Here is a 21,733-nt window from a genome sequence, read left to right as displayed (position 1 = left end):
CTCAAGTCCAGTAGGTGGAAAACATGCCCAGACGCCGTTTAAGCGAGTTGGGCAAGTGGCGTTCAAGGTGGCCGAGGCGATAACCCAGCAATTTAAAGGCGCTGCGCATTACTACTTCTGGCGCACGGTGCAGCGCGTTCGCCTCGCGCAATGCGCGCAGTTCGGCCAGCACATAACGCTTACCTTCGCCGCCGGCGTCGCCGAACGCCTGGCGAATCCACGCCTCGCGGCCGTAGAACACACCGATATCGAAGTAGCGCTTGAACTCGTCCAGCAAGCGGTAATCGTGGGAGTGATAAACCTGCGCACTGGCGGCGTAGCGCACCTGGTAGCCGGCCAGCAACATGCGTGCGGCGACGTAGGCGTCTTCGCTGCCAATCACATCCTGGGGAAAACCACCCACCGTCTGCAGGGCGCTGCGTCGGTACACCGAAAACGAGTCGGAGCTGAAGCAGGTCTTGATCCCTAGCTGCGGTGCATCGGCCAGGCTTTTGCTGCGGCTGGCCGCCGGGTAATTGAAGTGCCGCGACTGTGCCCCCAGCACCCCTGCACCGGGGTGCGGCAGCTGCCGTCCATAGGCCACGCCATTGAGCGGCTCCAGTTGCAATTCGGCGATCAGGTTGGCGAACGTCTCGGCCGTGGCGGGGATTGCGTCCTGAGTCATGACGATCAAAGCGTCGCCGCCCACCTGTTCACTGGCCCAGCGCCGAGTGCCGCCGTGGTTGAAGTCGCGGGCATCAATCACCTCCACGCGCGCGCCAAACTCGCGAAAGCGCGCCACGGTGTCATCGCTCGATGCGCTGTCGACCACCAGCATCTCGTCCGGTTGCAGGGTTTGCATGCGCAGCGCCGGCAGTAAGCGGTCCAGATGGCTGGCCGCGTTGCGGGTGGGGATGATCAGGGACGTGCGCATCAGGGTTTCTCTTCCACCGGCGCGCGGCCGTAGATGTCGTCATAACGCACGATGTCGTCTTCGCCCAGGTACTCACCGCTCTGTACCTCAATCATCACCAGATCGATGATGCCGGGGTTGGTCAGGCGGTGTTTGTGGCCGGCGGGAATATAGGTGGACTCGTTCATATTGAGCAGGATTTCGCGCTCGCCATTGGTGATCATCGCTGCGCCGCTGACCACCACCCAATGCTCGCTGCGGTGATGGTGCATTTGCAGGGACAGCGAGCCTTTTGGCTTGACCACAATGCGCTTGATTTTGAAGCGCGTGCTTTCTTCCAGCACCGTGTAGGTGCCCCACGGGCGGGTGACTGTGCGATGCAGACTGAACGCCGGGTGATTCTGGCGCTTGAGTTCGGCGACGATATAGCGCACGTCCTGGCTGCGGTGCGCGTCGGCGATCAACAGTGCGTCCGGGGTGTCGACGATGATCAGATCGCGCACGCCCACTGCACCGAGTACCCGCTTGGGCGAGTCGATGTAGCAGTTATGCACGTCGTGCAGGATCGCCTCGCCATTGATCTGGTTGCCATTGTCATCACTGGGGGTGAGTTGGCGCAGCGCTTCCCAGGAACCGATATCGCTCCAGCCAATGTTGCAGGGCACGACCGCGACCTTTGCGGATTTTTCCATCAGGGCCACGTCGATGGAGATGTCCGGCGCGGTACCGAAACCTTCCGGGCTCAGCTCACGCTGGCGACTGCTGCTGTTCTGCAGGCTCTGGCTGTGCTCGAGTGCGGCCTTGGCTGCGTCCAGCACTGCCGGGGCGTGGCTGGCCAATTCTTCCAATAGGCTGGCCGCCTTGAAGCAGAACATGCCGGCATTCCACAGGTGCTTGCCGCCGTCCAGATAGCCTTGGGCGGTGGCCAGATCGGGCTTCTCGACAAAGCACCGGACCTGAAACCCGGCCCCCAACGCTGCGCCTTGTTCTATATAGCCAAAGCCGGTTTCGGCACGGTCAGGCTGAATGCCAAAGGTCACCAGGTAACCGGCCTCGGCCAGCGCACGGGCTTTTTCCACCGCTTGGGCGAAGGCCGTTTCATCCAGGATCAGGTGATCGGCGGGCATCACCAGCAACTGCGCTTCAGCGCCGAAATGCTCCTGCACATGCAAGGCGGCCACGGCGATGGCGGCGGCGGTGTTACGGCCAAACGGCTCCAGTAGCAGCTCCAGGGCCAATCGCTGGGTGTTCACCGCGCGGTAGTCGTCGAGGGTGCGAAACAGCAGGTCGCGGTTGGTTACCGTCAGGATGCTGTCCACCCCCGGCAAGTGACTGGCGCGCAGGAAGGTCTTCTGCAACAGGCTCTGGTCGTCACGCATGCGCATGAAGGGTTTGGGCATGTTCTGCCGCGAAACCGGCCACAGCCGCGTGCCCGAACCACCGGAGATGATGCACGGGATCAATCCGTTAAGAGGGTTCATCAATAGACTTCCTTGGTGGAAAGGACGGCCGGAACCGTCATGAAAACGATGTACAGATCCAGCCACACCGACCATTTGGCGATGTATTCCAGGTCGTATTCGACGCGCTTCTGGATTTTGAATAGGGTGTCGGTCTCGCCACGGTAGCCATTGATCTGTGCCCAGCCGGTGATGCCTGGCTTGACCCGGTGGCGTGAGCTGTATTCGCTGACCGCTTGCTCGAACGGAATCCCGGCGGCCTTGGTGGCCGTGGCGTGGGGGCGCGGGCCGACCATCGACATATTGCCCAGCAGCACGTTGAACAGTTGTGGCAGCTCATCAATGCTGGTCTTGCGAATGATCCTGCCTACCCGGGTGATGCGCGGGTCCTGGCGTGTGGTCTGGTTCTCGGCGTTGAGGTCGGTCTGTTCCACGTACATCGAGCGGAACTTGAACACTCGGATCAGGTTGTCGTTGTAGCCAAAGCGCTTCTGGCGAAACAGCACCGGGCCCTTGGAATCGAGTTTGATCGCGATGGCCGTCGCCAGCATCACCGGTGACAGCAACAACAGGCCGAGGCTGGCCAGCAGCAGGTCTTCGCAACGCTTGATAAAGGGTGACCAGCCGCGCAGCGGCAACTGCGAGGTGTTGAACATCAGGATGCCGCCCACATCGGTGATGCGGTTATGCCCATAACGCAAGGCAGCCATGTCGGGCACCAGCATGACGTTCACCGACATCTGCCGCAGGCGTTTGACCAGCCCGTTGATACGCTGCTCGGCAGCCCAGGGCAGGGTGATCATGACCTGGTTGACCTGTTCGGAGCGGATCAGCTTTTCCAGGTCGCGGGTATTGCCCAGCAAGGGCAGGCGGCTCAATTCCTTGGGAATGCGCTCGGTACGGTCGTCGATAAAGCCGATCAGGCCGGAACGGATATCGCTGTTGCGCGACAGGTGTTCAGCCACATGCACCGCCGTCTCGGTAAAACCCAGGATCACCGTACGCTGCAAGAATTTGCCGTTCTTCATCAAATGGCGATACAGGCGCAGCATCAATATCCGCTCCACGCCAAACAGCACCAGGCTCATGGAGAACCAAGCCGCCAGGTTGCGTGGGCTCAACTGTGGGAACAGCAGCAGAATCTGGTACATGAACAGCAGGATGCAAAACGCCGAGACCCAGGCCACCAGCATCACGCGAAAACGCAGGCGATTGCTGAACAGATCCTCGGAGTACACCCCCAGGGCCTGGAACAGAATGATGGTCAAGAGCGCAAAGAATACCAGCAGGCCAAGGTAGTGGTTGCGCATGTGCTCGGCGACGGGTTCCGGGTAGAACAACAGGATAATTGCCGGCACTACAGCAGTGAGGCCGTGGATCAGTTTTACGAAGACGACAAAAAACTCAACGAAACCGGGACGAGTCAAAAACAGGCTATCGACCGACGATTTACCGCGCATAGATCAGATCCTCAATACACCACCAGAACGTTCCTATTCGTTTTGCTCATCCATAAGGCAGGTTTGCTTTACAAGTGGTGCAAATCGAACAACTGCAGTTGCTGGGTAATACGTAATGCCTGTTCAGACGCAGGAATTTACGGAGTGATGGCTAAATAGTGGCTTCCTTGAGGTTCCGTGTCAATGATTTGGCTTTTTTTGCCGTTGCCTTCAATGGCTCTCATGAGGCTCCCATGATATGACGATTTATTGACATGAGAGGCCGTGCTTTCAGAAAAATCGAGAATCGATGATGGCTTTTTGGAGTGTAGGAACAAACGTGGGGATTTGCCTGCCAGCGAAAAAAGCTTTTTTTGACAGAAGCAGGGCGGGGGAAGGGGGGTTGTCGAACCAGAGCCGGCTTGCCGGCTCTGGTGCAAGGACTGCTGATGTTTAGAAGTTGCCTTTGAGGCTCAGCGTGAGGTTGCGCGGCTCTCCATAAAGATTACCCCAGCCTGAGGTACCCACGGTCTGGTAGTAGTTTTTATCGAACAGGTTGTTGCCGTTGAGCGCCACAGTCCAGGTGTCGTCCACCTGATACGCAATGCGCGCATTCCACAACGCATACCCGGCCTGTTCCAGTTTGATAGTTTGCAACCGGTAGTTGCTGCTTTGGGCGTTGACCCCTGCGCCGACTGTCCATTTTGACAGTGCACCGTCCAACTGGTAGTCGCCCCACAAACGCAGCATATGCCTTGGTACGTAGGTGTTGGACACCGCGCCTTCGGCTGCGCTGTCGATGTTCTTCAGGTTCTTGGTTTGCGTGTAGGTGTAGCCGCCAAACACTTGCAGGCGTTCAAGCAATTCGCCGCTCAGCTCGGCCTCGACCCCTTGGGCGCGAACTTTGCCCGTGTCGGTGTAGCAGTAGCCGTCGGAGGAACTGCCGCAGCGGGTCTCGAAATCGGTTTGGGCGGCGTTTTTTTCGATGGCGCGAAACAGCGCCAGGGAGCTGTTGAGGCGCCCGTCAAACCATTCGCCCTTGATACCCAGCTCATAGTTCTCACCCATTTTCGGCTTGAGCGCCGAACCGCTGACCGTGGCGTAGGAGCTTTGTGGCTGGAAGATATCGGCGTAGCTGGCGTACACCGAAAGGTTGTCATTGAGGTCGTAGATCAGCGCGGCAAACGGCGTGACCACGCCGGTTTCCTTGGTGCGTGCATCCTGGTCGGCCCACTCGCCCCAAGCCAGGTTCAAGGACTCACGGCGGTTTTCATACCAACTGACGCGACTGCCGAGAACCAGCATCAATGGTTCGGCCAGGCGCAGGCGTAAGGTGGCGTAGGCGCCGTATTGGGTGGCGGTTTCCTTGACCGTGCCGCCACGGTACATGTTGGGCCAGAAGGTATCGTCGGCAGGTTCCGGGAAGTGGTGGTTGGGGTTGAAAACGCTTTGGCGCTGGGGCAGGTTGCGGATCGCGTAGACATCGTCCTGGGTGCCACGACTGCCATTGGCGCCGAGGATCAACTCATGTTGCAGGCCAAACGCTTCGAATTGACCATCAATGTAGGCATCCAGGCCGTAGTCCTTGTGATCGTAATCCAGCAGCGCGGCGTAGCTGGTGAGCGTAGGGGCCGGGTTGCCATAGTCCACGGTGCTTTCGCTGGCGGCGTATTTGATGTTTTGCAGGTTGCGGCTATGCACGGCGCTGACTTTGAGCTTCCAGTCGTCGTTGAAGTGATGGGTCAGATCGGCGAACAGCGTGGTGCGCTGGCTTTGCCAATCGTTCCAGGCCTGGCCCAGGCAGGTGGAGCGGCTCAGGCCGAGGCTTTTGCCGTCGCGGTAGCGCGGCAGGCCGCTCCAGCACGGTGTGGCGTCGACATCCTCATAGCTGGCGCCGAAGCCTAGGGTGGTGTCAGGGCTGACATCCATGTCCAGCGCCGCGTAAAACGCCTGGTCCTGGCGCTTGGCAAGGTCCATGTAGGAGCCACGATTCTGCTGGCTGACCGACGCACGGCCGCGCACCGTGCCGCTGTCGTTCAACGGGCCGCCGGTGTCGAGTTCGGCGTGGTAGTTATCCCAAGTGCCCGCCGACAGCCCGAGGCTGGTGGTCGGGGTGGCTTGGGGCCGCTTGCGCACGAAGTTCACTGCACCGCTGGCGGTGCCGGCGCCCTTGAGCATACCGGCGGCGCCTTTTAGCACCTCTACCCGGTCATAAATCGCCATATTCGCGCTGAAACTGTCGGCCTGTATGTAGTCCTTGCCGATGTCCAGCGGCACACCATCGAACTGGTACTGACCGAGCATCTTGAAGCCCCGGGAGTAAAAATACTTGCCGCCCATGGGCGACTCGTAGCTGGTGATCCCCGGCGTGCGCTCCAGCAATTGGTCGATGGTGGTGATGTTCTGGTCATCCATCAGCTTGCGGGTCATCACGCTCACCGATTGCGGCGTGCGTCGCAGGCTGTGTTCACCCTTGCCGATGGTCACCGCACCGGTGGTGTAGGAACCGCTGCCTTCGGTGGTGGCGCCTAGACGATCACCAGTGATGGTGGTGGCGCCCAGGCTCAGCGCCGAGCCGGCTTGCTGCTGAGGTAGCAGTAACCAGGCGTTCTGGCCCTGGCTTTGCGCCTGCAAACCCTGGCCCTGGAGCAACTGGCTCAGGGCCTGTTGTGGGGCCAGGGTGCCGCTCAGCCCCGGGCTGCTTTTGCCGGCCACGCTGCCTGCGTCATACGACAGGCTGATACCGGCCTGCCGCGCAAACTGATCAAGGGCGCCGGCCAGAGGCCCGGGCGCAATATTCCAGGCGCGGGCCTGGCGCTCGCTGCCGGGTTCCTGGGCTGTTGCGGTATACGGCAAAGCGCTGGCTGCCACGCACGCGCCAAGAAGAGTGGCATTGAGGGCGTGTCTGAGGGGGGAACGCTTGGAGGGGAACGCTTGCATGACCGCGGGATGCTCCTGAAGGAAGTGGACAACACCGGCCTGTTGATCGGCCTTTCCTTACAGGTCGAATGGCAATGAGAATTCACCTCATTTATTTTCGGCCGCTCAAACCCGAGCGGAGACGGTCACCCAATAGGGGCTGCGGTAGGTCACATTGATCGACAACGATTGCGCCACCAGCTTGAGTACCTGATCGGTGTCTTCCAGTTGATAGGTGCCCGAAACCCGCAGCCCCGCGACGGCTTCGCTGCAACGGAGCAAGCCGTTGCGGTAGCGGCCCAGTTCGGCCAGGAAGTCGTCAAGGCGCATATTGTGGGCGCTGATGACGCCGTCGCTCCAGGCCCAGGGATCCAGGCCATTGGTGGGAGAAGGGCGAATGCCGCTACGGTTGAACAGCACCTGTTCGCCCGGCTTGATCATTTGGCGTGCGCTGGCGTCATGGCTGTCGGCATACACCGCGACCGCACCCTGCTGCACAGCCAGCAGCGTGCCTTGGGCTTCTTCACGTACCACAAAGCGCGTGCCGAGGGTGCGCAGGTAACCATCGCGGGTGTGCACCCAGAACGGACGGTTGTCAGCGCCGGTATTGACCAACACTTCACCCTGACGCAGGTTCACCAGACGCCGCTCGGCATTCAGGGTGATATCGATGGCACTGGCGCTGTTGAGCTGGACCTTGCTGCCATCGTTCAACGCCACCCAGCGCCGCTCGCCGGTGGCCGTGCGGTAGTCGGCCATCAGGGCGGGCAGGGGCGTGTAGTCGCGACCCAGCCAGGCCAACCCGGCGGCGCCGGCAAACAAGCCCAGCAGCTTCAAGCCTTCACGCCGACTGATACGTTGGCGCGCGCCATCGAGGGCATGGCGACTGACATGCGCCGGCAGTTGGGTGAAGTCGTCATTCATGGTCGCCACGCGCTGCCACGCCAGTTGATGCGCGGCGCTGGTGTGCAGCCACTGCTCAAAGGCCGCCGTGCTGGCGTCGTCAGCGGTGTTGAAGCGCAGCTTGATCATCCACTGGATGGCCTGGTCCACCAGGCGCGGATCAGCATTCGGCATAACGTAACCGATAGCAGGCGTGCAGTGCCTTGGACAGGTCACGCTCCACCGTGGCCTTGGACACGCCCAGGCGCAGGGCGATTTGCGCGCAGGTCAGGCCGTCCAGTTGGGCCAACAGAAACGCCTCGCGCACCCGTGGCTTGAGCTGGTCGAGCAAGCGGTCGATGCGCGCCAGGCTGTCGAGGATCAGCAGGCGGGTTTCTTCGCTCGGCACCTCGACTTGAGGAAAGTGCGCCAGGCTTTCCAGGTAGGCACGTTCCAGTTCGCGGCGTCGGTATTGGTCGATCATCAAACTGCGCGCGATGCTGCTCAAGTAAGCACGCGGCTGCTGCAGGGTTTGTTGCTTGCGCGCGTTGAGCAGGCGCACAAAGGTTTCCTGCGCCAGGTCAGCGGCGTGTTCACGGCAGCCGGTGCGTCGGCTCAACCAGCCGCGCAGCCAGGAGTGGTGGGCTTGGTATAGCTGGCCGATGGCGGCATGGTCCAGTGGGTGATCGCTCGACATGGTCATCCTGGCGCAGCAGGCTTAATTGATAATGTTTCGCATTCTAGACGTTGGTTGTGGCATTCAGCAATCACTGGTTTGCTGCGTCAGTAATGTATCCAGCACAATTTTTGTAGAGCCTGCGAGCGCCGTGCTGACGCTGATCGCGAGTGTGTTTCACGTGCTGCTGGGCATGTTTGGCGGGGTGCTCAGCCGCTTCTTCGCCAAACGCACCAAAAGCGCCTGGCTGCAGAAGTGGGGTTTGGCGGCGGTGCTGATGGCGTTGGCCGTGCGCTTGGCGGTGATGTCGCGTCCTGCCTGACGACACGCGGGAAGCCAAGCAGGTTTCTGTGTGGCGAGGGAGCTTGCTCCCGTAACGGCCTGCCAGTCGATGCTCATTTATCTGACACCTCACAATCCAATTGTGGGAGCTGGCTTGCCTGCGATGGCGGCCTGACAGGCGATGCTTCTCTACCTGACACCCCGCGATCCAAATGTGGAGCGGGCTTGCTCGCGAAGGCGGCCTGACAGCCGACACAGTCATACCGAGTACATATCCATTCCTGCGGTAACGGCCACTCAGGGTTCCGCCCTGACGGCGGCTCACTTTTGAACAGCGTGTCCGGTCCGTACAGGTTGAAGGTTCGCAACGCAGTGTGGTGTTGGGGATTTGCCGGATGGTAGAGGGCGTTCAGTTGCTGGTTGATCGGGTAGTAGAGGGAGGCGGCGAGACGCGAGCGCAGTAACGGCGATGCCTGTCAGTTAAGAAGCAGCGCTGTACTGTGGCGAGGGAGCTTGCTCCCTCGCCACGGATGAACATTCAACCCAACCGTGCAGCCGCCCGCGCAACAATCTCCCCACGCACTCTGCGTGACTCCACCGTGCGCTTGTTGGCTTCCTCCAGTACATATCGGGGCGCAGTCTCCGGGCGGCCGGAGTCAAACGGTGGGGCCGGCGCATATTCGATCTGCAGTTGCACCAGTTGCGCCGCCGCTTCGCTGTACAACTCTGCGGCCAGGGTCAGGGCAAAGTCGATGCCGGCGGTGATCCCGCCGCCGGTAAACAGGTTGCCGTCACGCACCACGCGCTCCTGCACGGGAACAGCACCGAGCGGGGCGAGCAGGTGGTGGTAGGCCCAGTGGGTGGTGGCCTTGCGACCGCGCAGCAACCCTGCCGCGCCCAATACCAATGAGCCGGTGCACACCGAGGTCATGTAGCGCACTGTCTGTGCCTGGGCCTTGAGAAAATCCAGGGTTTGCGGGTCTTCCATCAACGGGCCCACACCGGCGCCACCGGGTACGCAGAGCACATCCAGGTTCGGGCAGTCGGCGTAAGTAATGGTCGGCGTGAACACCAAGCCAGTGCTGGAGGTGATCGGCGTGAGGTCTTTCCATACAAGGTGCAGCTTCACGTCTGGCAGCGAACCGAGGACATCATAGGGGCCGGTCAGGTCCAGTTGCTGGATGCCGGGGAACAACAGAAAGCCGATCTGCAAGGTCATGGTGCAAGCTCCGAAAGAAATGGACGACCGCACTGTAGAAGCCTAGGCTTTGGCGTGTACGCCATTGAGCCCACTAATCACGCCAATCATGCCCAAGATTATTCATGTACTCGCTTTTGAAAATGCCCAGGTGCTCGATGTCACCGGGCCTCTGCAAGTGTTTGCGTCGGCTAATGACCTGTTGCGCCAACGTGGTTTACCGTTGCCCTACGCGGTGAACGTGATCGCCGCTCAGCCTGAACCGGTGAGGACTTCTGCCGGCCTGGCGCTGCTGGCTGAACCGCTGCCCGCCATCGACGCGCCTTGCGATACCCTGCTGATCGCCGGTGGCTGGGGCGTGTACGCTGCCGCCGAAGACCCGACACTGGTGCAATGGGTGCGCGATAAATCCCGGCACACCCGGCGCATGGCTTCGGTGTGCACCGGGGCCTTTCTGCTGGCCGCCAGCGGTTTGCTCGATGGTTGCCGAGTGGCCACGCACTGGACGCGGTGTGAAGAACTGGCGCGCAAGTTTCCCGCACTCACGGTGGAGGCCAATCCGATTTTCATCCAGCAGGGCGCCGTGTGGACGTCTGCTGGTGTGACCGCCGGGATCGACCTGTGCCTGGCCCTGGTAGAGGATGACCTGGGTCGCGCCATTGCCTTGGAAGTGGCGCGCCACTTGGTGGTATTCCTCAAGCGCCCTGGCGGTCAGTCGCAATTTAGCGTGACGTTATCCCTGCAAAGGAGCGACAGCCGCTTTGCCGACCTGCACGCTTGGATCGCCGACCATCTGACGCTGGATCTGAACATCGCCACCCTGGCGGCCCAGGCTGGCATGAGCGAGCGTAGCTTTGTGCGCCATTACCGCGCCGAGACCGGCCAGACCCCGGCCCGGGCCGTGGAACTGATCCGTGTCGAAACTGCGCGCCGGCAATTGGCAGACAGCACGACCTCCATCAAACGTATCGCCATGCAGTGCGGTTTTGGCTGTGAAGAGACTTTGCGCCGCAGCTTTGTGCGGGCCTTGTCAGTGACGCCTCAAGCTTACCGGGAGCGTTTTTCAGCGCTCCAGTAGTTCCAGCAATGCTTCAAGCGTGACCCGGGGCGCTTCCTGGAAAACATTATGACCAATGCCTGGCAAAACCTGTCGGCGATAAAAACCACTGAAGTGCTCCACATCGTCATCCTCAAGCGACGGCGGGCCCACACCGTCGTCGGCCCCGCATAACGAAATGCTGGGCACCGTTATCGCCGGTTGCTGCACCAATGCCTGCTCAATGGATTCCAGCGCGGGATCACCCGGCGCATACATGAAACGATGGCGGTAAGAGTGAATCACCACCGCGACAAAGTCCGGGTTATCAAATGACGGCGCAGTCTTGCCATACAGACTTGGCCCTTCACGCCAGGTCGGCGACCAAAGCCGCCATAACAACTCACACAGCTCTTGTCGATTGGCGGTCAAACCGTCGACCCCACGCTGGGTGTGGAAGTAATACTGGTACCACAATCGATGCTCGGTTTCCGGTGCCCGAGGCTCAAGGGACTTGGCGATGTCCTGGATGTTGTAACCGTCCCCCGTCACCAAGCCGCGTACCCGCTCGGGCCATAGCGCCGCGACAATACACGCCGCGCGCCCACCCCAGTCATACCCGGCGAGCGTGGCCTGCTTAATGGACAGCGCATCCATGAAATCCAGCAGGTCCTTGGCCAACGCCGCCTGTTGGCCGGAGCGCATGACCTGGTTGTTGATAAACCGCGTCGGGCCATAACCGCGCAAATAGGGGACCAACACCCGATAACCACGCTCGGCCAGCACCGGCGCGATTTCGTCATAACCGCGAGGGTCATAAGGGAAGCCATGCAGCAGGATCACCGGCTCGCCTGCGATGGGGCCGTGGGTTTCATAAGCCACGTCTAGCATGGACGTGCGCACATACAACAGCGGGGCAGGGGTCGTCAGGGTTGCCATACAGTCTTCTCCCCGCTGAGTTTGCGGTCCAGGAACGTTGCCGCACTGATCAATGCCAAGTGGCTCAACGCCTGAGGTGTGTTGCCCAAGTGCCGAGCCTGGCTGTCGAATTCTTCGGCGTACAGTCCCAGCGGGTTGGCGTAGCGCAGCAGCTGTTCGAATTCCAGGTGGGCCTTCTCCACTTGCCCGGCGCGGGCCAAGCATTCCACGTACCAGAACGAGCAGGCGGCAAATGCGCCTTCTGTGCCTTGCAGCCCGTCGATCTGGCTGTCGTCATTGCGGTAGCGGTAGACCATGCCGTCGCGCACCAGGCTTTTCTGGATCGCTTCCAGCGTCGCCAGCCAGCGCGGGTCGGTGGCCGCAACGAAGCGCACCAGCGGCATCAACAGCATCGAGCCGTCCAGCGCCGTACTGCCGATATGCTGGACGAAATGCCCGCGTTCTTCGTTCCAGAAGTTGCTCCAGATGTCGGCGTAGATTGCCTGGCGTGTCTGGTCCCAGCGCGCGAACGGGGCGGGCAGAGAGCGTTTGGAGGCGAGGCGAATAGCTCGGTCCAAAGCCACCCAGCACATCAGGCGCGAGTGCAGAAAGTGGTGTTGCTCGCCGCGCATTTCCCAGATGCCTACGTCTTTGCGGTTCCAGATCTCACACACTTGGTCGACCACTTCCACCGTATGTTTCCAGCCTTCGTGGGAAATGGCTTCGCCGTACTTGTTGACCAGATACACCGCGTCCATCAGTTCGCCGTAGATATCCAGCTGGATCTGGTCGAACGCTTCGTTGCCCACGCGCACCGGTTGGGCGCCGCCGTGGCCGCGCAAATGATCGAGGGTGGTTTCCGGCAACTCCTGGCGACCGTCGATGCCGTAGAGAATATTGATTTTGGTCGGCTGGCCGCAGCAGTCGCTGACTCTGCCTTTGAGCCAGCGCATATAGGCGTTGGCTTCCTCGACAAACCCCAGGCGCATGAACGCGTAGACGGTAAACGACGCATCGCGTATCCAGGTATAGCGGTAATCCCAGTTGCGCTCGCCGCCGGGGCTTTCCGGCAGGCCGAAGGTGGCGGCGGCGATGATTGCGCCGTGCTTGCGCGAGGTCAAAAGCTTCAACGCCAAGGCCGAGCGGTTGACCATTTCGCGCCAGCGCCCACGGTAATTGGACTGGGAGATCCAGCCGCGCCAGAACTTGAGGGTGCGTTCCAGGTACAGGTCCGTGCAGTTGTTGACCACCCGCGGATCATCCTGGCCGCCGAGCACAAATTCGGCGCCCTCGTCCTGGGCCAGGGTGAAGCGGGATACGACTGCATTTTCTTCGAGGGTCAGCGGGTGGCTGCCTACCAGGCGCAGGCCGGGCTGACCGTCGGCGCTGAACAGCACGCCGCTGTCATCGGCTGTGGTGTGGGTCTTGGCGCGGGCGTAGTCGTGGCGCACGGCGCAACGCAGGTGCAGGTTGGCCTGGCCGCTGACCACCCGTACTCGGCGAATCAGCAAAGGCAGCTCGTCGACCTCTTCGCTGACCGCCAGCAGGTCGGTGACTTCTACCACCGCCGCGTCGCTGAGCCAGCGTGTTTGCAGTACGTTGGTGTCGGGCAGGTAGATCTGTTCGCGGCGGGCGTTGGGCAGGTCCGGGGTAAGCTGGAAGGTGCCGGCGTCGGGCGTGTCGAGCAGTGCGCAGAAGATCGACGGGCTGTCGAATTCCGGCCAGCAGAAAAAATCGATGCTGCCACGGTCGTTTACCAGTGCGGCACTGCGCATATCGCCGATGATGCCGTGGGCATCGATGGCGCTTTGGGGTTCTTTTTTTAGATCAACCATTGCCGCGAAACTCCGGATAAAGGCTCATGCCACCATCGATGAACAGCGTACTGCCGACCACATAATCAGAAGCATCACTGGCCAGCCACACCACTGCATTGGCCACATCTTCTACATCGCCGACGCGACCGTAAGGAATCAATTTGAGTAACTCTTTCTCCGCAGCGCCTTCAGTGGCTGCGCGGTTGATCGCCGTGCGAATCGCCCCCGGCGCAACGCCGTTGATGCGGATACGTTGCTCGCTGACTTCCTGGGCGAGGGTGCGCATCAGCATCTCCACGCCGCCCTTGGACGCTGCATAATTCACATGCCCGGCCCACGGAATGACTTGATGCACCGAACTCATATGGATGATTTTGCCGGCCGCTCGTGACACGCCCTCACGAACGCCCTGACGATTGAAGATACGCACCGCCGCTCGGGCACAAAGGAACTGCCCGGTGAGGTTGACACCGATCACGGTGTTCCAGTCATCAAAGGTCATGTCGACCAGGTTGGCGTCTTTTTGCAGGCCGGAGTTGGCCACCAGAATATCCAGGTGGCCGAAGGCATCGAGGGTCTGCGCGAACAGGCGCTCGACATCAGCCTCCTTGGACACGTCGCCACCGATGGCAAGCGCCCGACCGCCGTTGGCATTGATCTGTGCGGCAAGGGCCTCGGCGGGGGCCGCCTGGGAGTTGTAGTTAAGCACCACTGCCGCGCCCGCGTCGGCCAGGGCTTTGGCTGCGCCAGCACCGATGCCGGAACTGGCGCCGGTGACCAGAGCTACTTGTTGCTGCAAGGAAATCTGCATCGCCCACCCACTGTGTTTATCCAAGTCCTTTCAGCTGACTGGCGGCGCAGAGCGGAAGTTCACCGCACGGCTTGTACGCCTAGACCGCGGGCCGCAGGTGTAGCGCCGGGGCGCAAGGCAAAGGTTTATCGTAATATGCTGAAAACAAAAGGTAAGGGATGGAGCAAAGGAATGTGTATGTCGACACGCACCCCAAGGATGAAAAGTTTACTCATTGGCTTATCAGCCGTTTTATCACTGGCTCAGACATCATTGGCTGTTGCGGAAAACAGCAATGGAAAAACGCTCTATCTACAGCGATGCGGCGTGTGCCATGGACCCGATATAAAGGCCACCGGGCCATTGGCTAAAAAAAGCAATCCCCCCACGCCTGACCTTACAACCGCCGCGTTCAAACAGCGGCTGCATGATTATCCGGGCGTGATCGTCTCGTCGATAATACTTCGCCCAAATGGCAACCTGATTCCAAAGACGTTGAAGGACAACGGTGTGAAGATAGCGCCGCACGCGTGGAGCGTTCAGGACTTCCGCGATCTGCATCAATACATGAGTAGCGTGATTTCAAAAAGTTGAGGGGTTTGAGTGCGGCGGGCGTACCGGCGATGGACAGCAATTGCCCCACTTAATAGGAAGCATTACTATTCACGCCCCGCCTCCTCAGTGCCTTCGCGATGATTCCTCAGCCGCCCCGCAGAACAGGCTTTTTCGAGCACTACGAAGAGTTGATCGGCACCTGGACGCGCCGCTTGAGGAACCGTCAGCAAGCCGAGGACCTGACCCACGACACTTTTGTGCGAGTGCTTGAGTCCGACGCCAGCGAGGTTGCACAACCGCGCGCCTACCTGCATCAAACCGCGCGCAATATCGCGGTGGACGCTTACCGGCGCGCAGAACGCCGCGAGGCGTTGACGTTGCAGGCCGTTGATCACGCCCCCCACAGCGGTGATCCGGAGCATTACATGCACGCGATTCAGTTGGCCGACTCCATCGAGCGGGCCCTGGTCGAGTTGCCGCTCAACTGTCGCAAGATTTTTATCTGGCAGAAAATCGAGGGGCTCACCCAGCAGGAAATCGCCGTGCGCCTGGGGCTGTCTAAAAACATGGTGGAGAAGTATATGATCCGCACCCTGCGGCATCTGCGTGACCACCTGGATGCAATGGCGCCATGACCCGCTTTGAAACAGGATCTTCCACGATGGATAAGCGTGTCCGTGACGAAGCGGCGCAATGGTTTGTGCGCCTGCAAGACGGCCCGTTGAACGCCGAAGAACGGCAACGTTTCGAGGCCTGGCGTGCCGAGCAGCCCGAACACCAATATGAGTTCGATGTGCTGCAAGGGCTGTGGAGCGCCACGGATCTGCTGCCCCAACCCCGTTTGCAGGCTTTGTGCGATGCGCCGGCCGAGCGCCCCAGGGGTGGGGCGGTGTTGCGCTATGCGGTAGCGGCCGGTGTGGTTGCCATTGCCGTGGGCCTGGGTTTGTTCAGCGGGCTGGGCCAGTCCAAGCTCTACAGCGCCGAGTTCACTACCCGGGTGGGCGAGCAGCGCCAGGTGGCCTTGCCAGACGGCTCTGTGATGGACCTCAACAGCCGCAGTGTGGTTGCGGTTCACTACGAAAAAGGTCGGCGGGGCATTGAGCTCAAGCAGGGTGAGGCGATGTTCAGTGTCGAGCACGACGCCAGTCGCCCGTTCGTGGTGGCCGCCGGGGCAGGGCAGGTGACGGTCACCGGCACATGCTTCGATGTGCGTCGCGATGACGACCGCACCCGCGTGGTGGTCGAGACCGGCACCGTCAAGGTGCAGGGACGAGCGTCGGCTCAAGTCGTGACGCTCACCGCCGGCCGGGGCACTCATGTCGATACTCAGGGCGAAGTGGCTGCGGCCTATGCCGTAAACCCTGAAGAGCTGACCGCATGGCGCACCGGCAAACTGGTGTTCAACAACGCTAGCCTGGCCGAAGTGGCGCGGGAAGTGTCGCGCTATCGCGAGCAACCGTTGCGCATCACCACGGCAGCGGTGGGCAACCTGCGTCTGACCAGCGTGTTCAACGCCAGTGACACCGACGCCTTGCTCAAAGCCTTGCCACATATTCTGCCGGTTGCCTTGCGCACCTTGCCGGACGGCAGCCAGGAAATTATTTCACGCTGACATTCAGGTTTTTTTCGCATTGTTCGTCTTCTCCTGCAACTGCAACTGGTTTGCATTAACAGACGCACACTTTTGCGATCACAGGACTAGGTTCGACGTGAAAAAACTCGCCCTCCACAACAATAAAACCTCCCGCTGGGCGCCTCTCGCCCTGGCTATCGCAGTCAGCATCGCGCTGCCTGCCGCACAGGCTGGCGAAGGCGTTCATATTCGCGCCCAGCCCCTGGGTGCAGCCTTGAGCCAACTGGGCCAGCAGACCTCCCTGCAAGTGTTCTTCAGCCCCGACATGGTCGCCGGCAAGCAAGCCCCAGCAGTGGATGGCAACTTCTCGCCTGAACAAGCCCTGCGCCAATTGCTGGAAGGCAGTGGGCTGGATTACCAGATCGACGCAGGCTCCGTAACCTTGCGCACGCTGAGCTCCGGCACTGGCGAAGCTGGCTCGCCGCTGGAACTGGGCGTCACCGACATCAAGGTGGTGGGCGACTGGCTCGGCGATGCCGATGCCGCCGTGGTGCAAAACCATGCGGGTGCACGCACGGTGGTGCGCCGCGAAGCCATGGTGGAGCAGGGCGCGATGAACGTCGGCGACGTATTGCGCCGCGTGCCTGGCGTGCAGGTACAGGAATCCAATGGTACCGGGGGCAGCGATATTTCTCTCAACGTCGGCGTACGCGGCTTGACCTCACGCCTGTCGCCACGCTCCACCGTGCTGATTGACGGCGTACCGGCAGCCTTCGCCCCGTACGGCCAGCCGCAACTGTCGATGGCGCCCATTTCCGCCGGTAACCTTGACAGCATCGACGTCGTGCGTGGTGCCGGGTCCGTGCGCTATGGCCCGCAGAACGTCGGCGGCGTGATCAATTTCGTGACCCGCGCCATCCCGGAAAAATTCTCCGGGGAAGTCGGCACTACCCTGCAAACGTCCGCCCACGGTGGCTGGAAGCACGTCGAAAATGCGTTTATCGGCGGCACCGCCGACAACGGCATCGGCGCCGCGCTGCTGTACTCCGGGGTCAATGGCAACGGCTATCGCAACAGCAACAATTCCAACGACATTGACGATGTAATCTTCAAGACCCACTGGGCGCCGACCGATCAAGACGACTTCTCGCTGAACTTCCACTATTACGATGCCAGCGCCGACATGCCCGGCGGCCTGACCCAGGAGCAGTTTGACGCCAACCCGTACCAGTCGGTGCGCGACTGGGACAACTTCAGCGGTCGCCGCAAGGACGTGTCCTTCAAGTACATCCGCCAGATTGACGACCGTACCCAGGCTGAAGTGCTGACCTACTATTCCGACAGCTTCCGAGGCAGCAACATCGCCAACCGCGATCTGAAAACCCTCAGTTCCTACCCACGCACCTACTACACCTTCGGCATCGAGCCACGGGTGTCCCATGTGTTCGATGTGGGCCCCAGCACGCAGGAAGTCAGCGTTGGCTACCGCTACTTGAAGGAAGGCATGCACGAGCAGGCCACCAGCCTTAACCTGGTCAACAACGTACCCACGCCAGGTGGGCAGAGCGACGGCCACGTTTATCAAGACCGCACCGGCGGCACCGAAGCCAGCGCTTTCTACATCGACAACAAAATCGACATCGGCCAGTGGACCATCACGCCGGGCATCCGCTTTGAAGACATCCGCACCGAATGGCATGACCGCCCGGTAGTGGCCTTGAACGGCAAGCGTACCGAGGAAAAACGCCGCGAGATTCACAACAATGAACCGCTACCGGCCCTGAGCGTGATGTACCACGTCAGCGACGCATGGAAACTGTTCGCCAACTACGAAACCTCCTTCGGCAGCTTGCAGTATTTCCAGTTGGGGCAGGGTGGTACCGGCAACCAGACCGCCAACGGTCTGAACCCGGAAAAAGCCAAGACCTACGAGATCGGGACGCGCTACAACGACAGCATCTGGGGCGGCGAAGTGACGCTGTTCTACATCGACTTCTCGGATGAACTGCAATACGTCAGCAATGACGTAGGCTGGACCAACCTCGGCGCCACCAAGCACGCCGGTATCGAAGCGTCGGCCCACTACGACCTGTCCAATCTTGACCCGCGCCTCGACGGTCTGACCGCCAACGCCGGCTTTACCTACACCAAGGCCACCTCCGAGGGCGACGTACCGTTCAAGGGCCGCGATCTGCCGCTGTATTCCCGTGAAGTGGCGACCCTGGGCCTGCGTTACGATGTCAATCACTGGACGCACAACCTGGACGTCTATGCTCAGTCTGGCCAGCGTGCGCCAGGCACCGGCACCACCTATATCACCCAAGGCACCGCTGACGGCCAGTACGGTGATATTCCGGGTTATGTTTCGGTCAACGTGCGCAGCGGTTATGACTTCGGTGCGCAACTGTCGAACCTGAAACTTGGCGTGGGGATGAAAAACCTCTTCGACCAGCAACATTACACACGCTCCAGCGACAATAACGCCGGGATATACCTGGGCGAGCCGCGCACGTTCTTCGTACAGGCAAGCGTTGGATTCTGATCTTCGGTTGATGGCAATAATCGCAGCCCAAGGGTTGCGATTTTTTTTGCCCGCGCCAGGCGTAATGCAAGCCTGCCTGATCTGTTTCCTACACCGTCAAAGCACGTATTGTTGCTGCGTCAGGAACTGTTTCCGACACAAAACCACACATGGGAAAGCTGATGGGCTTCGACACTGCGTTGGAGCGACAAGCTGAAATCGCGCCTACTGCAATGGAGAAACCTATGTCGGTATCGATGGATACATCCGTCTCTGCTTCAACAACGCCAGACCTTTCACAAGTCACTGGCAAGGCCGTCGTCAAACACACTCGCGAGGCACCTGCTGCGCCTTCTTTCAATGATCAGCGTGCTGCCCATGTCAACTTCCCGACCACGCAAAACAAGGCCGGGCCGGTGTTCGATCACCATCAGCCGGCAACAACCGCGGCTGATGTGCTTGGCCATCAACACAACCCTCCCGGGCTGCATCACTTACTGAGCCAACTCAAGCGCTGGCTCAGTCATTGGTTCCTGGGGCATCGGCCGCCCATGCATCCGGGCTGCAGCAACCCGCCGCCAAGGCCCAACCCCGGGGCAAGCAATCCACCGCCGCGCCCCGACCCTACTGCAGGGGGTAGGCCTTATCCGGTCGCCCCCGGCAGGCCGGATCCGCAATACTCATTAAAGAGTAACGAAGAGTTGGCGCAGCAATTGCGCGACAGCTTCAACGCGTTTAGAGATCCAAATAACCCTGGGTCTATCAGCGTTGACAGCATTCTTGCGATGGCGAAACGAGGATGGTCACCTAACCCGGTCATGAGGGAAAACGCCCGCTTGGCCAATGAGCTGCTGCGACGTCCGGAGCTGATGGCGGCGCTTGACCGGGACGGTCGCACCGGTGCGTTGAATGATCTTATTGATTGGAAAAGCCTGAACGCGGTTATCCAGGGAGATAACTACTTCAAGTACAAGACTGACAAGGAATTGGCCGCTGAAATGCTCGAGCATTTCGATGAACTCAAGGATGGGAGCGGCGGGCCACACCTGAAATTCAAAGACTTGAGGAAACTCGCAAGTCAGGAGCTCACAGGCGATGCAGCCAAGGATCACCTGATCCAATTGGCCCAGGCAGTCATGAAACGGGGCGACCTGCTCAAACTGTTGGATAACCTCGTCAGTGCCGACGGTGATGGAAAGATCCGTCGCAAAGCATTGGCCTTACTGTCGCAATAACCCGCCTTCAGGCGCTGTGCTGCGAAAACGGCGCCTGATTCAATCATTTAAGGAACGGCTTACGCTTATTTGCCACATAGGTGGTAACTGCGGTGGTGCATTGGCCCACTGCTTTTCAGATTTCGCCTGAGGGAAAACACATGACTTCAACTTCGTTTAATTCCTCCCAATCCTGCCGCCTTGAACTTCTGCAAAACACCCAGCAAGTAAACCCTGCGCTGTCCGAGAAGGGCGGAGTATCAGAAGGTATGCCCACTGCCGCGCAGGAATATGTGGCCCAAGCCCGCCGCATGAAAGCGTTTGCCGGCGAGCGAAAATTTCAGGCGCCCGTTGCGGATGATTTTTCCCGGGGCATGTTGGCTGACCGCCAGGTCCCAGTGGCCCGCGCTGATTCACTGAAAAGCACCGGGCTGATCAATAGCCTGGCGACGTGGTGGCGTAGTCGAAAGTCAGGTTGATGCTGCCTTGCCTGGGCTTTTACATATTGTCATTGGTATTCGCTGCTCATCCGGAACTGCCGTCTCCCTCCAACCACACATGAGGTGCTTGTCCGAGTGGAATCCATTCGTTGATCTTGTCATTCCGACACAGGTCACCAAGCGGATATGCATCTGAATAGAGTTGGAGAAAACCCATGAAAATCGAGGGTGTACTACCTCCCGGTCGGCCTCTCGCCCCTGGCGGGTCAGCTGCGCGAGCAACGACGCTATCACCGGTCACTTGGCAGGAAGCTTCTTCCGTGCCGGAGCGAGGGATCTCTCGCCAGCCCACTCTTTTGCGCGGAACGTTATCCGCTCTAAGTCATCGAGACCTACAGAACTTCCCCGCTGAACGGGCGAGCAGTTCCCTGCCGGGTGAAACTTCAACGGACAAGCAATTGGCAAAGGCCCTTGAAAAAGCCTTTGGCCTGTTGCACCCCTTCCTTAATGAGGGGCGCTTGACCTGGATGTCATTGCAGCGGATCGCCGCTCAACCCATGGGTGAAAACGAGGCACTGGACGGCGCCATTCAGGTCGTCAGGGAAATTCTCAAGCGTGCGCGGTTAAGCGACACCATCTTCAGCCGCGACGGCGATATCACGCGTGACAGCCTCAGTGCGGCAGCCCAGGCTTTGCATGGCAACAGCTCGGCGAGTGTGTTCAGCCAGGATCCGTTTCATACCCATGGCAACGCGCAAGTGGTGCAAGCGCTGCAAAGCCAGTTTGAACAGTTGAGAGACAAGACAATGGACCGCACCTTCCTGTTCGAACAACACCAGTACGTTGAGATTGCCAAGCTCAAGGCGGTCATGCAGGACCCTTACGAAGTTGATCAGAAGGGCAGCCCTGTACTGGACACGTCTACCGGCATGCCCAGGCCCCAATACAGTGAGTTGTGTGTCTACACGGCGAAGAACATTATCGAACGCCCAGGTTTGCTGCCTTCATTGGAACGTGCCAACGGCACACGACTGTTTGGCCCACCCCACAAAGAGGGGTGGTTGAGCAACAAAAGCCTCGAGCGCTGGCGGGAGCAGGACGATGCTCGCAAAGCGCGCTGA

19 protein-coding genes and 1 pseudogene are annotated in these 21,733 nt (G+C 60.2%); 10 read left to right on the top strand and 10 right to left on the bottom strand.

Annotated features, from left to right (window positions below):
* Window position 1: 1 nt before the first annotated feature.
* The 6 genes from JH25_RS22620 to JH25_RS22645 all read right to left on the bottom strand — a co-directional run bounded on the left by JH25_RS22620 (window position 2) and on the right by JH25_RS22645 (window position 8,289).
* Window positions 2-913, bottom strand: coding sequence for a glycosyltransferase family 2 protein (locus JH25_RS22620; protein WP_032876891.1), 912 nt, complete (start codon window positions 911-913; stop codon window positions 2-4).
* Window positions 913-2,373 carry a mannose-1-phosphate guanylyltransferase/mannose-6-phosphate isomerase gene (locus JH25_RS22625; RefSeq protein ID WP_032876888.1) on the bottom strand — a complete coding sequence of 487 codons (1,461 nt, stop codon included), beginning with the start codon at window positions 2,371-2,373 and terminating at the stop codon, window positions 913-915. Before JH25_RS22625 ends, JH25_RS22620 begins: the two co-directional genes overlap by 1 nt.
* The gene (locus JH25_RS22630; RefSeq protein ID WP_032876885.1) at window positions 2,373-3,812 is read right to left on the bottom strand and encodes an undecaprenyl-phosphate glucose phosphotransferase; all 1,440 of its coding nucleotides are present in this window, start codon (window positions 3,810-3,812) and stop codon (window positions 2,373-2,375) included. The genes JH25_RS22625 and JH25_RS22630 overlap by 1 nt, the downstream gene beginning before the upstream one ends.
* 432 nt (window positions 3,813-4,244) lie before the next feature.
* The gene (locus JH25_RS22635; RefSeq protein ID WP_032876883.1) at window positions 4,245-6,731 is read right to left on the bottom strand and encodes a TonB-dependent siderophore receptor; all 2,487 of its coding nucleotides are present in this window, start codon (window positions 6,729-6,731) and stop codon (window positions 4,245-4,247) included.
* A gap of 105 nt (window positions 6,732-6,836) precedes the next feature.
* Window positions 6,837-7,787 (bottom strand): FecR domain-containing protein, encoded by a 951-nt coding sequence (locus tag JH25_RS22640; RefSeq protein ID WP_032876880.1) that lies wholly within the window; start codon window positions 7,785-7,787, stop codon window positions 6,837-6,839.
* A complete protein-coding gene (locus JH25_RS22645; RefSeq protein ID WP_032876877.1) occupies window positions 7,774-8,289 on the bottom strand; it encodes a sigma-70 family RNA polymerase sigma factor in 516 nt (171 codons plus the stop codon). The genes JH25_RS22640 and JH25_RS22645 overlap by 14 nt, the downstream gene beginning before the upstream one ends.
* Before the next feature lie 130 nt (window positions 8,290-8,419).
* Between JH25_RS22645 and JH25_RS27835 the strand changes: the two are divergent.
* Together JH25_RS27835 and JH25_RS29325 are read left to right on the top strand one after the other, a co-directional pair.
* Window positions 8,420-8,590, top strand: a pseudogene (locus tag JH25_RS27835) (LysE family translocator); the annotation flags it as partial.
* A 334-nt stretch (window positions 8,591-8,924) separates the two neighbouring features.
* Window positions 8,925-9,014 (top strand): hypothetical protein, encoded by a 90-nt coding sequence (locus JH25_RS29325; protein ID WP_410457914.1) that lies wholly within the window; start codon window positions 8,925-8,927, stop codon window positions 9,012-9,014.
* Window positions 9,015-9,088: 74 nt separating this feature from the next.
* Here the strand turns inward: JH25_RS29325 and JH25_RS22650 are convergent, their stop codons facing one another.
* A complete protein-coding gene (locus JH25_RS22650) occupies window positions 9,089-9,769 on the bottom strand; it encodes a DJ-1/PfpI family protein (RefSeq protein ID WP_032876874.1) in 681 nt (226 codons plus the stop codon).
* Window positions 9,770-9,857: 88 nt separating this feature from the next.
* On the opposite strand from JH25_RS22650, the gene JH25_RS22655 reads away from it, so the two are divergent.
* Window positions 9,858-10,826 (top strand): GlxA family transcriptional regulator, encoded by a 969-nt coding sequence (locus JH25_RS22655; protein WP_032876871.1) that lies wholly within the window; start codon window positions 9,858-9,860, stop codon window positions 10,824-10,826.
* On the opposite strand, the gene JH25_RS22660 is transcribed toward JH25_RS22655, so the two are convergent.
* Genes JH25_RS22660 through JH25_RS22670 form a run of 3 tightly spaced genes read right to left on the bottom strand, consistent with a single transcriptional unit; the run spans window position 10,812 to window position 14,330 of the window.
* Complete coding sequence (locus JH25_RS22660) at window positions 10,812-11,723, bottom strand: alpha/beta fold hydrolase (protein WP_032876868.1); 912 nt, start codon at window positions 11,721-11,723, stop codon at window positions 10,812-10,814. The two genes, JH25_RS22655 and JH25_RS22660, sit on opposite strands and share 15 nt — an antisense overlap.
* Window positions 11,711-13,537, bottom strand: coding sequence for a glycoside hydrolase family 15 protein (locus JH25_RS22665; protein WP_032876865.1), 1,827 nt, complete (start codon window positions 13,535-13,537; stop codon window positions 11,711-11,713). Before JH25_RS22665 ends, JH25_RS22660 begins: the two co-directional genes overlap by 13 nt.
* On the bottom strand, window positions 13,530-14,330 hold the full coding sequence (locus JH25_RS22670) for a glucose 1-dehydrogenase (RefSeq protein WP_032876863.1): 801 nt from the start codon (window positions 14,328-14,330) through the stop codon (window positions 13,530-13,532). The genes JH25_RS22665 and JH25_RS22670 overlap by 8 nt, the downstream gene beginning before the upstream one ends.
* Before the next feature lie 198 nt (window positions 14,331-14,528).
* On the opposite strand from JH25_RS22670, the gene JH25_RS22675 reads away from it, so the two are divergent.
* The 7 genes from JH25_RS22675 (at window position 14,529) to JH25_RS28880 (ending at window position 21,733) form a co-directional block, all read left to right on the top strand.
* Complete coding sequence (locus tag JH25_RS22675) at window positions 14,529-14,903, top strand: c-type cytochrome (RefSeq protein ID WP_164699550.1); 375 nt, start codon at window positions 14,529-14,531, stop codon at window positions 14,901-14,903.
* A gap of 98 nt (window positions 14,904-15,001) precedes the next feature.
* Window positions 15,002-15,499: a sigma-70 family RNA polymerase sigma factor gene (locus JH25_RS22680; RefSeq protein ID WP_032876856.1), complete on the top strand. Its 498-nt coding sequence runs from the start codon at window positions 15,002-15,004 to the stop codon at window positions 15,497-15,499.
* Between the two features lie 26 nt (window positions 15,500-15,525).
* Window positions 15,526-16,476, top strand: coding sequence for a FecR family protein (locus JH25_RS22685; RefSeq protein WP_032876854.1), 951 nt, complete (start codon window positions 15,526-15,528; stop codon window positions 16,474-16,476).
* Between the two features lie 97 nt (window positions 16,477-16,573).
* The gene (locus tag JH25_RS22690) at window positions 16,574-18,979 is read left to right on the top strand and encodes a TonB-dependent siderophore receptor (protein WP_032876851.1); all 2,406 of its coding nucleotides are present in this window, start codon (window positions 16,574-16,576) and stop codon (window positions 18,977-18,979) included.
* 161 nt (window positions 18,980-19,140) lie between these two features.
* Window positions 19,141-20,193 (top strand): type III secretion effector protein, encoded by a 1,053-nt coding sequence (locus JH25_RS28885; RefSeq protein WP_236648022.1) that lies wholly within the window; start codon window positions 19,141-19,143, stop codon window positions 20,191-20,193.
* 140 nt (window positions 20,194-20,333) lie between these two features.
* The gene (locus tag JH25_RS28965; protein ID WP_032876842.1) at window positions 20,334-20,651 is read left to right on the top strand and encodes a hypothetical protein; all 318 of its coding nucleotides are present in this window, start codon (window positions 20,334-20,336) and stop codon (window positions 20,649-20,651) included.
* Between the two features lie 419 nt (window positions 20,652-21,070).
* Entirely contained in the window at window positions 21,071-21,733 is a 663-nt protein-coding gene (locus JH25_RS28880; RefSeq protein WP_228309674.1) for a type III secretion effector protein, read from the top strand.

It is taken from the genome of Pseudomonas sp. BRG-100, from assembly GCF_000737955.1.
Classification (GTDB): domain Bacteria; phylum Pseudomonadota; class Gammaproteobacteria; order Pseudomonadales; family Pseudomonadaceae; genus Aquipseudomonas; species Aquipseudomonas synxantha_A.
Note: the sequence above shows the minus strand (reverse complement) of the source record. Positions and strands in the feature narration are given on the sequence as shown.

What these genes read in the sequence shown, in the direction of transcription:
- JH25_RS22620 (WP_032876891.1), bottom strand. Translation starts at nt 913, where the DNA reads ATGCGCACGTCCCTGATCATCCCCACCCGCAACGCGGCCAGCCATCTG.
- JH25_RS22625 (WP_032876888.1), bottom strand. Translation starts at nt 2,373, where the DNA reads ATGAACCCTCTTAACGGATTGATCCCGTGCATCATCTCCGGTGGTTCG.
- JH25_RS22630 (WP_032876885.1), bottom strand. Translation starts at nt 3,812, where the DNA reads ATGCGCGGTAAATCGTCGGTCGATAGCCTGTTTTTGACTCGTCCCGGT.
- JH25_RS22635 (WP_032876883.1), bottom strand. Translation starts at nt 6,731, where the DNA reads ATGCAAGCGTTCCCCTCCAAGCGTTCCCCCCTCAGACACGCCCTCAAT.
- JH25_RS22640 (WP_032876880.1), bottom strand. Translation starts at nt 7,787, where the DNA reads ATGCCGAATGCTGATCCGCGCCTGGTGGACCAGGCCATCCAGTGGATG.
- JH25_RS22645 (WP_032876877.1), bottom strand. Translation starts at nt 8,289, where the DNA reads ATGTCGAGCGATCACCCACTGGACCATGCCGCCATCGGCCAGCTATAC.
- JH25_RS22650 (WP_032876874.1), bottom strand. Translation starts at nt 9,769, where the DNA reads ATGACCTTGCAGATCGGCTTTCTGTTGTTCCCCGGCATCCAGCAACTG.
- JH25_RS22655 (WP_032876871.1), top strand. Translation starts at nt 9,858, where the DNA reads ATGCCCAAGATTATTCATGTACTCGCTTTTGAAAATGCCCAGGTGCTC.
- JH25_RS22660 (WP_032876868.1), bottom strand. Translation starts at nt 11,723, where the DNA reads ATGGCAACCCTGACGACCCCTGCCCCGCTGTTGTATGTGCGCACGTCC.
- JH25_RS22665 (WP_032876865.1), bottom strand. Translation starts at nt 13,537, where the DNA reads ATGGTTGATCTAAAAAAAGAACCCCAAAGCGCCATCGATGCCCACGGC.
- JH25_RS22670 (WP_032876863.1), bottom strand. Translation starts at nt 14,330, where the DNA reads ATGCAGATTTCCTTGCAGCAACAAGTAGCTCTGGTCACCGGCGCCAGT.
- JH25_RS22675 (WP_164699550.1), top strand. Translation starts at nt 14,529, where the DNA reads ATGAAAAGTTTACTCATTGGCTTATCAGCCGTTTTATCACTGGCTCAG.
- JH25_RS22680 (WP_032876856.1), top strand. Translation starts at nt 15,002, where the DNA reads ATGATTCCTCAGCCGCCCCGCAGAACAGGCTTTTTCGAGCACTACGAA.
- JH25_RS22685 (WP_032876854.1), top strand. Translation starts at nt 15,526, where the DNA reads ATGGATAAGCGTGTCCGTGACGAAGCGGCGCAATGGTTTGTGCGCCTG.
- JH25_RS28885 (WP_236648022.1), top strand. Translation starts at nt 19,141, where the DNA reads ATGGGCTTCGACACTGCGTTGGAGCGACAAGCTGAAATCGCGCCTACT.
- JH25_RS28965 (WP_032876842.1), top strand. Translation starts at nt 20,334, where the DNA reads ATGACTTCAACTTCGTTTAATTCCTCCCAATCCTGCCGCCTTGAACTT.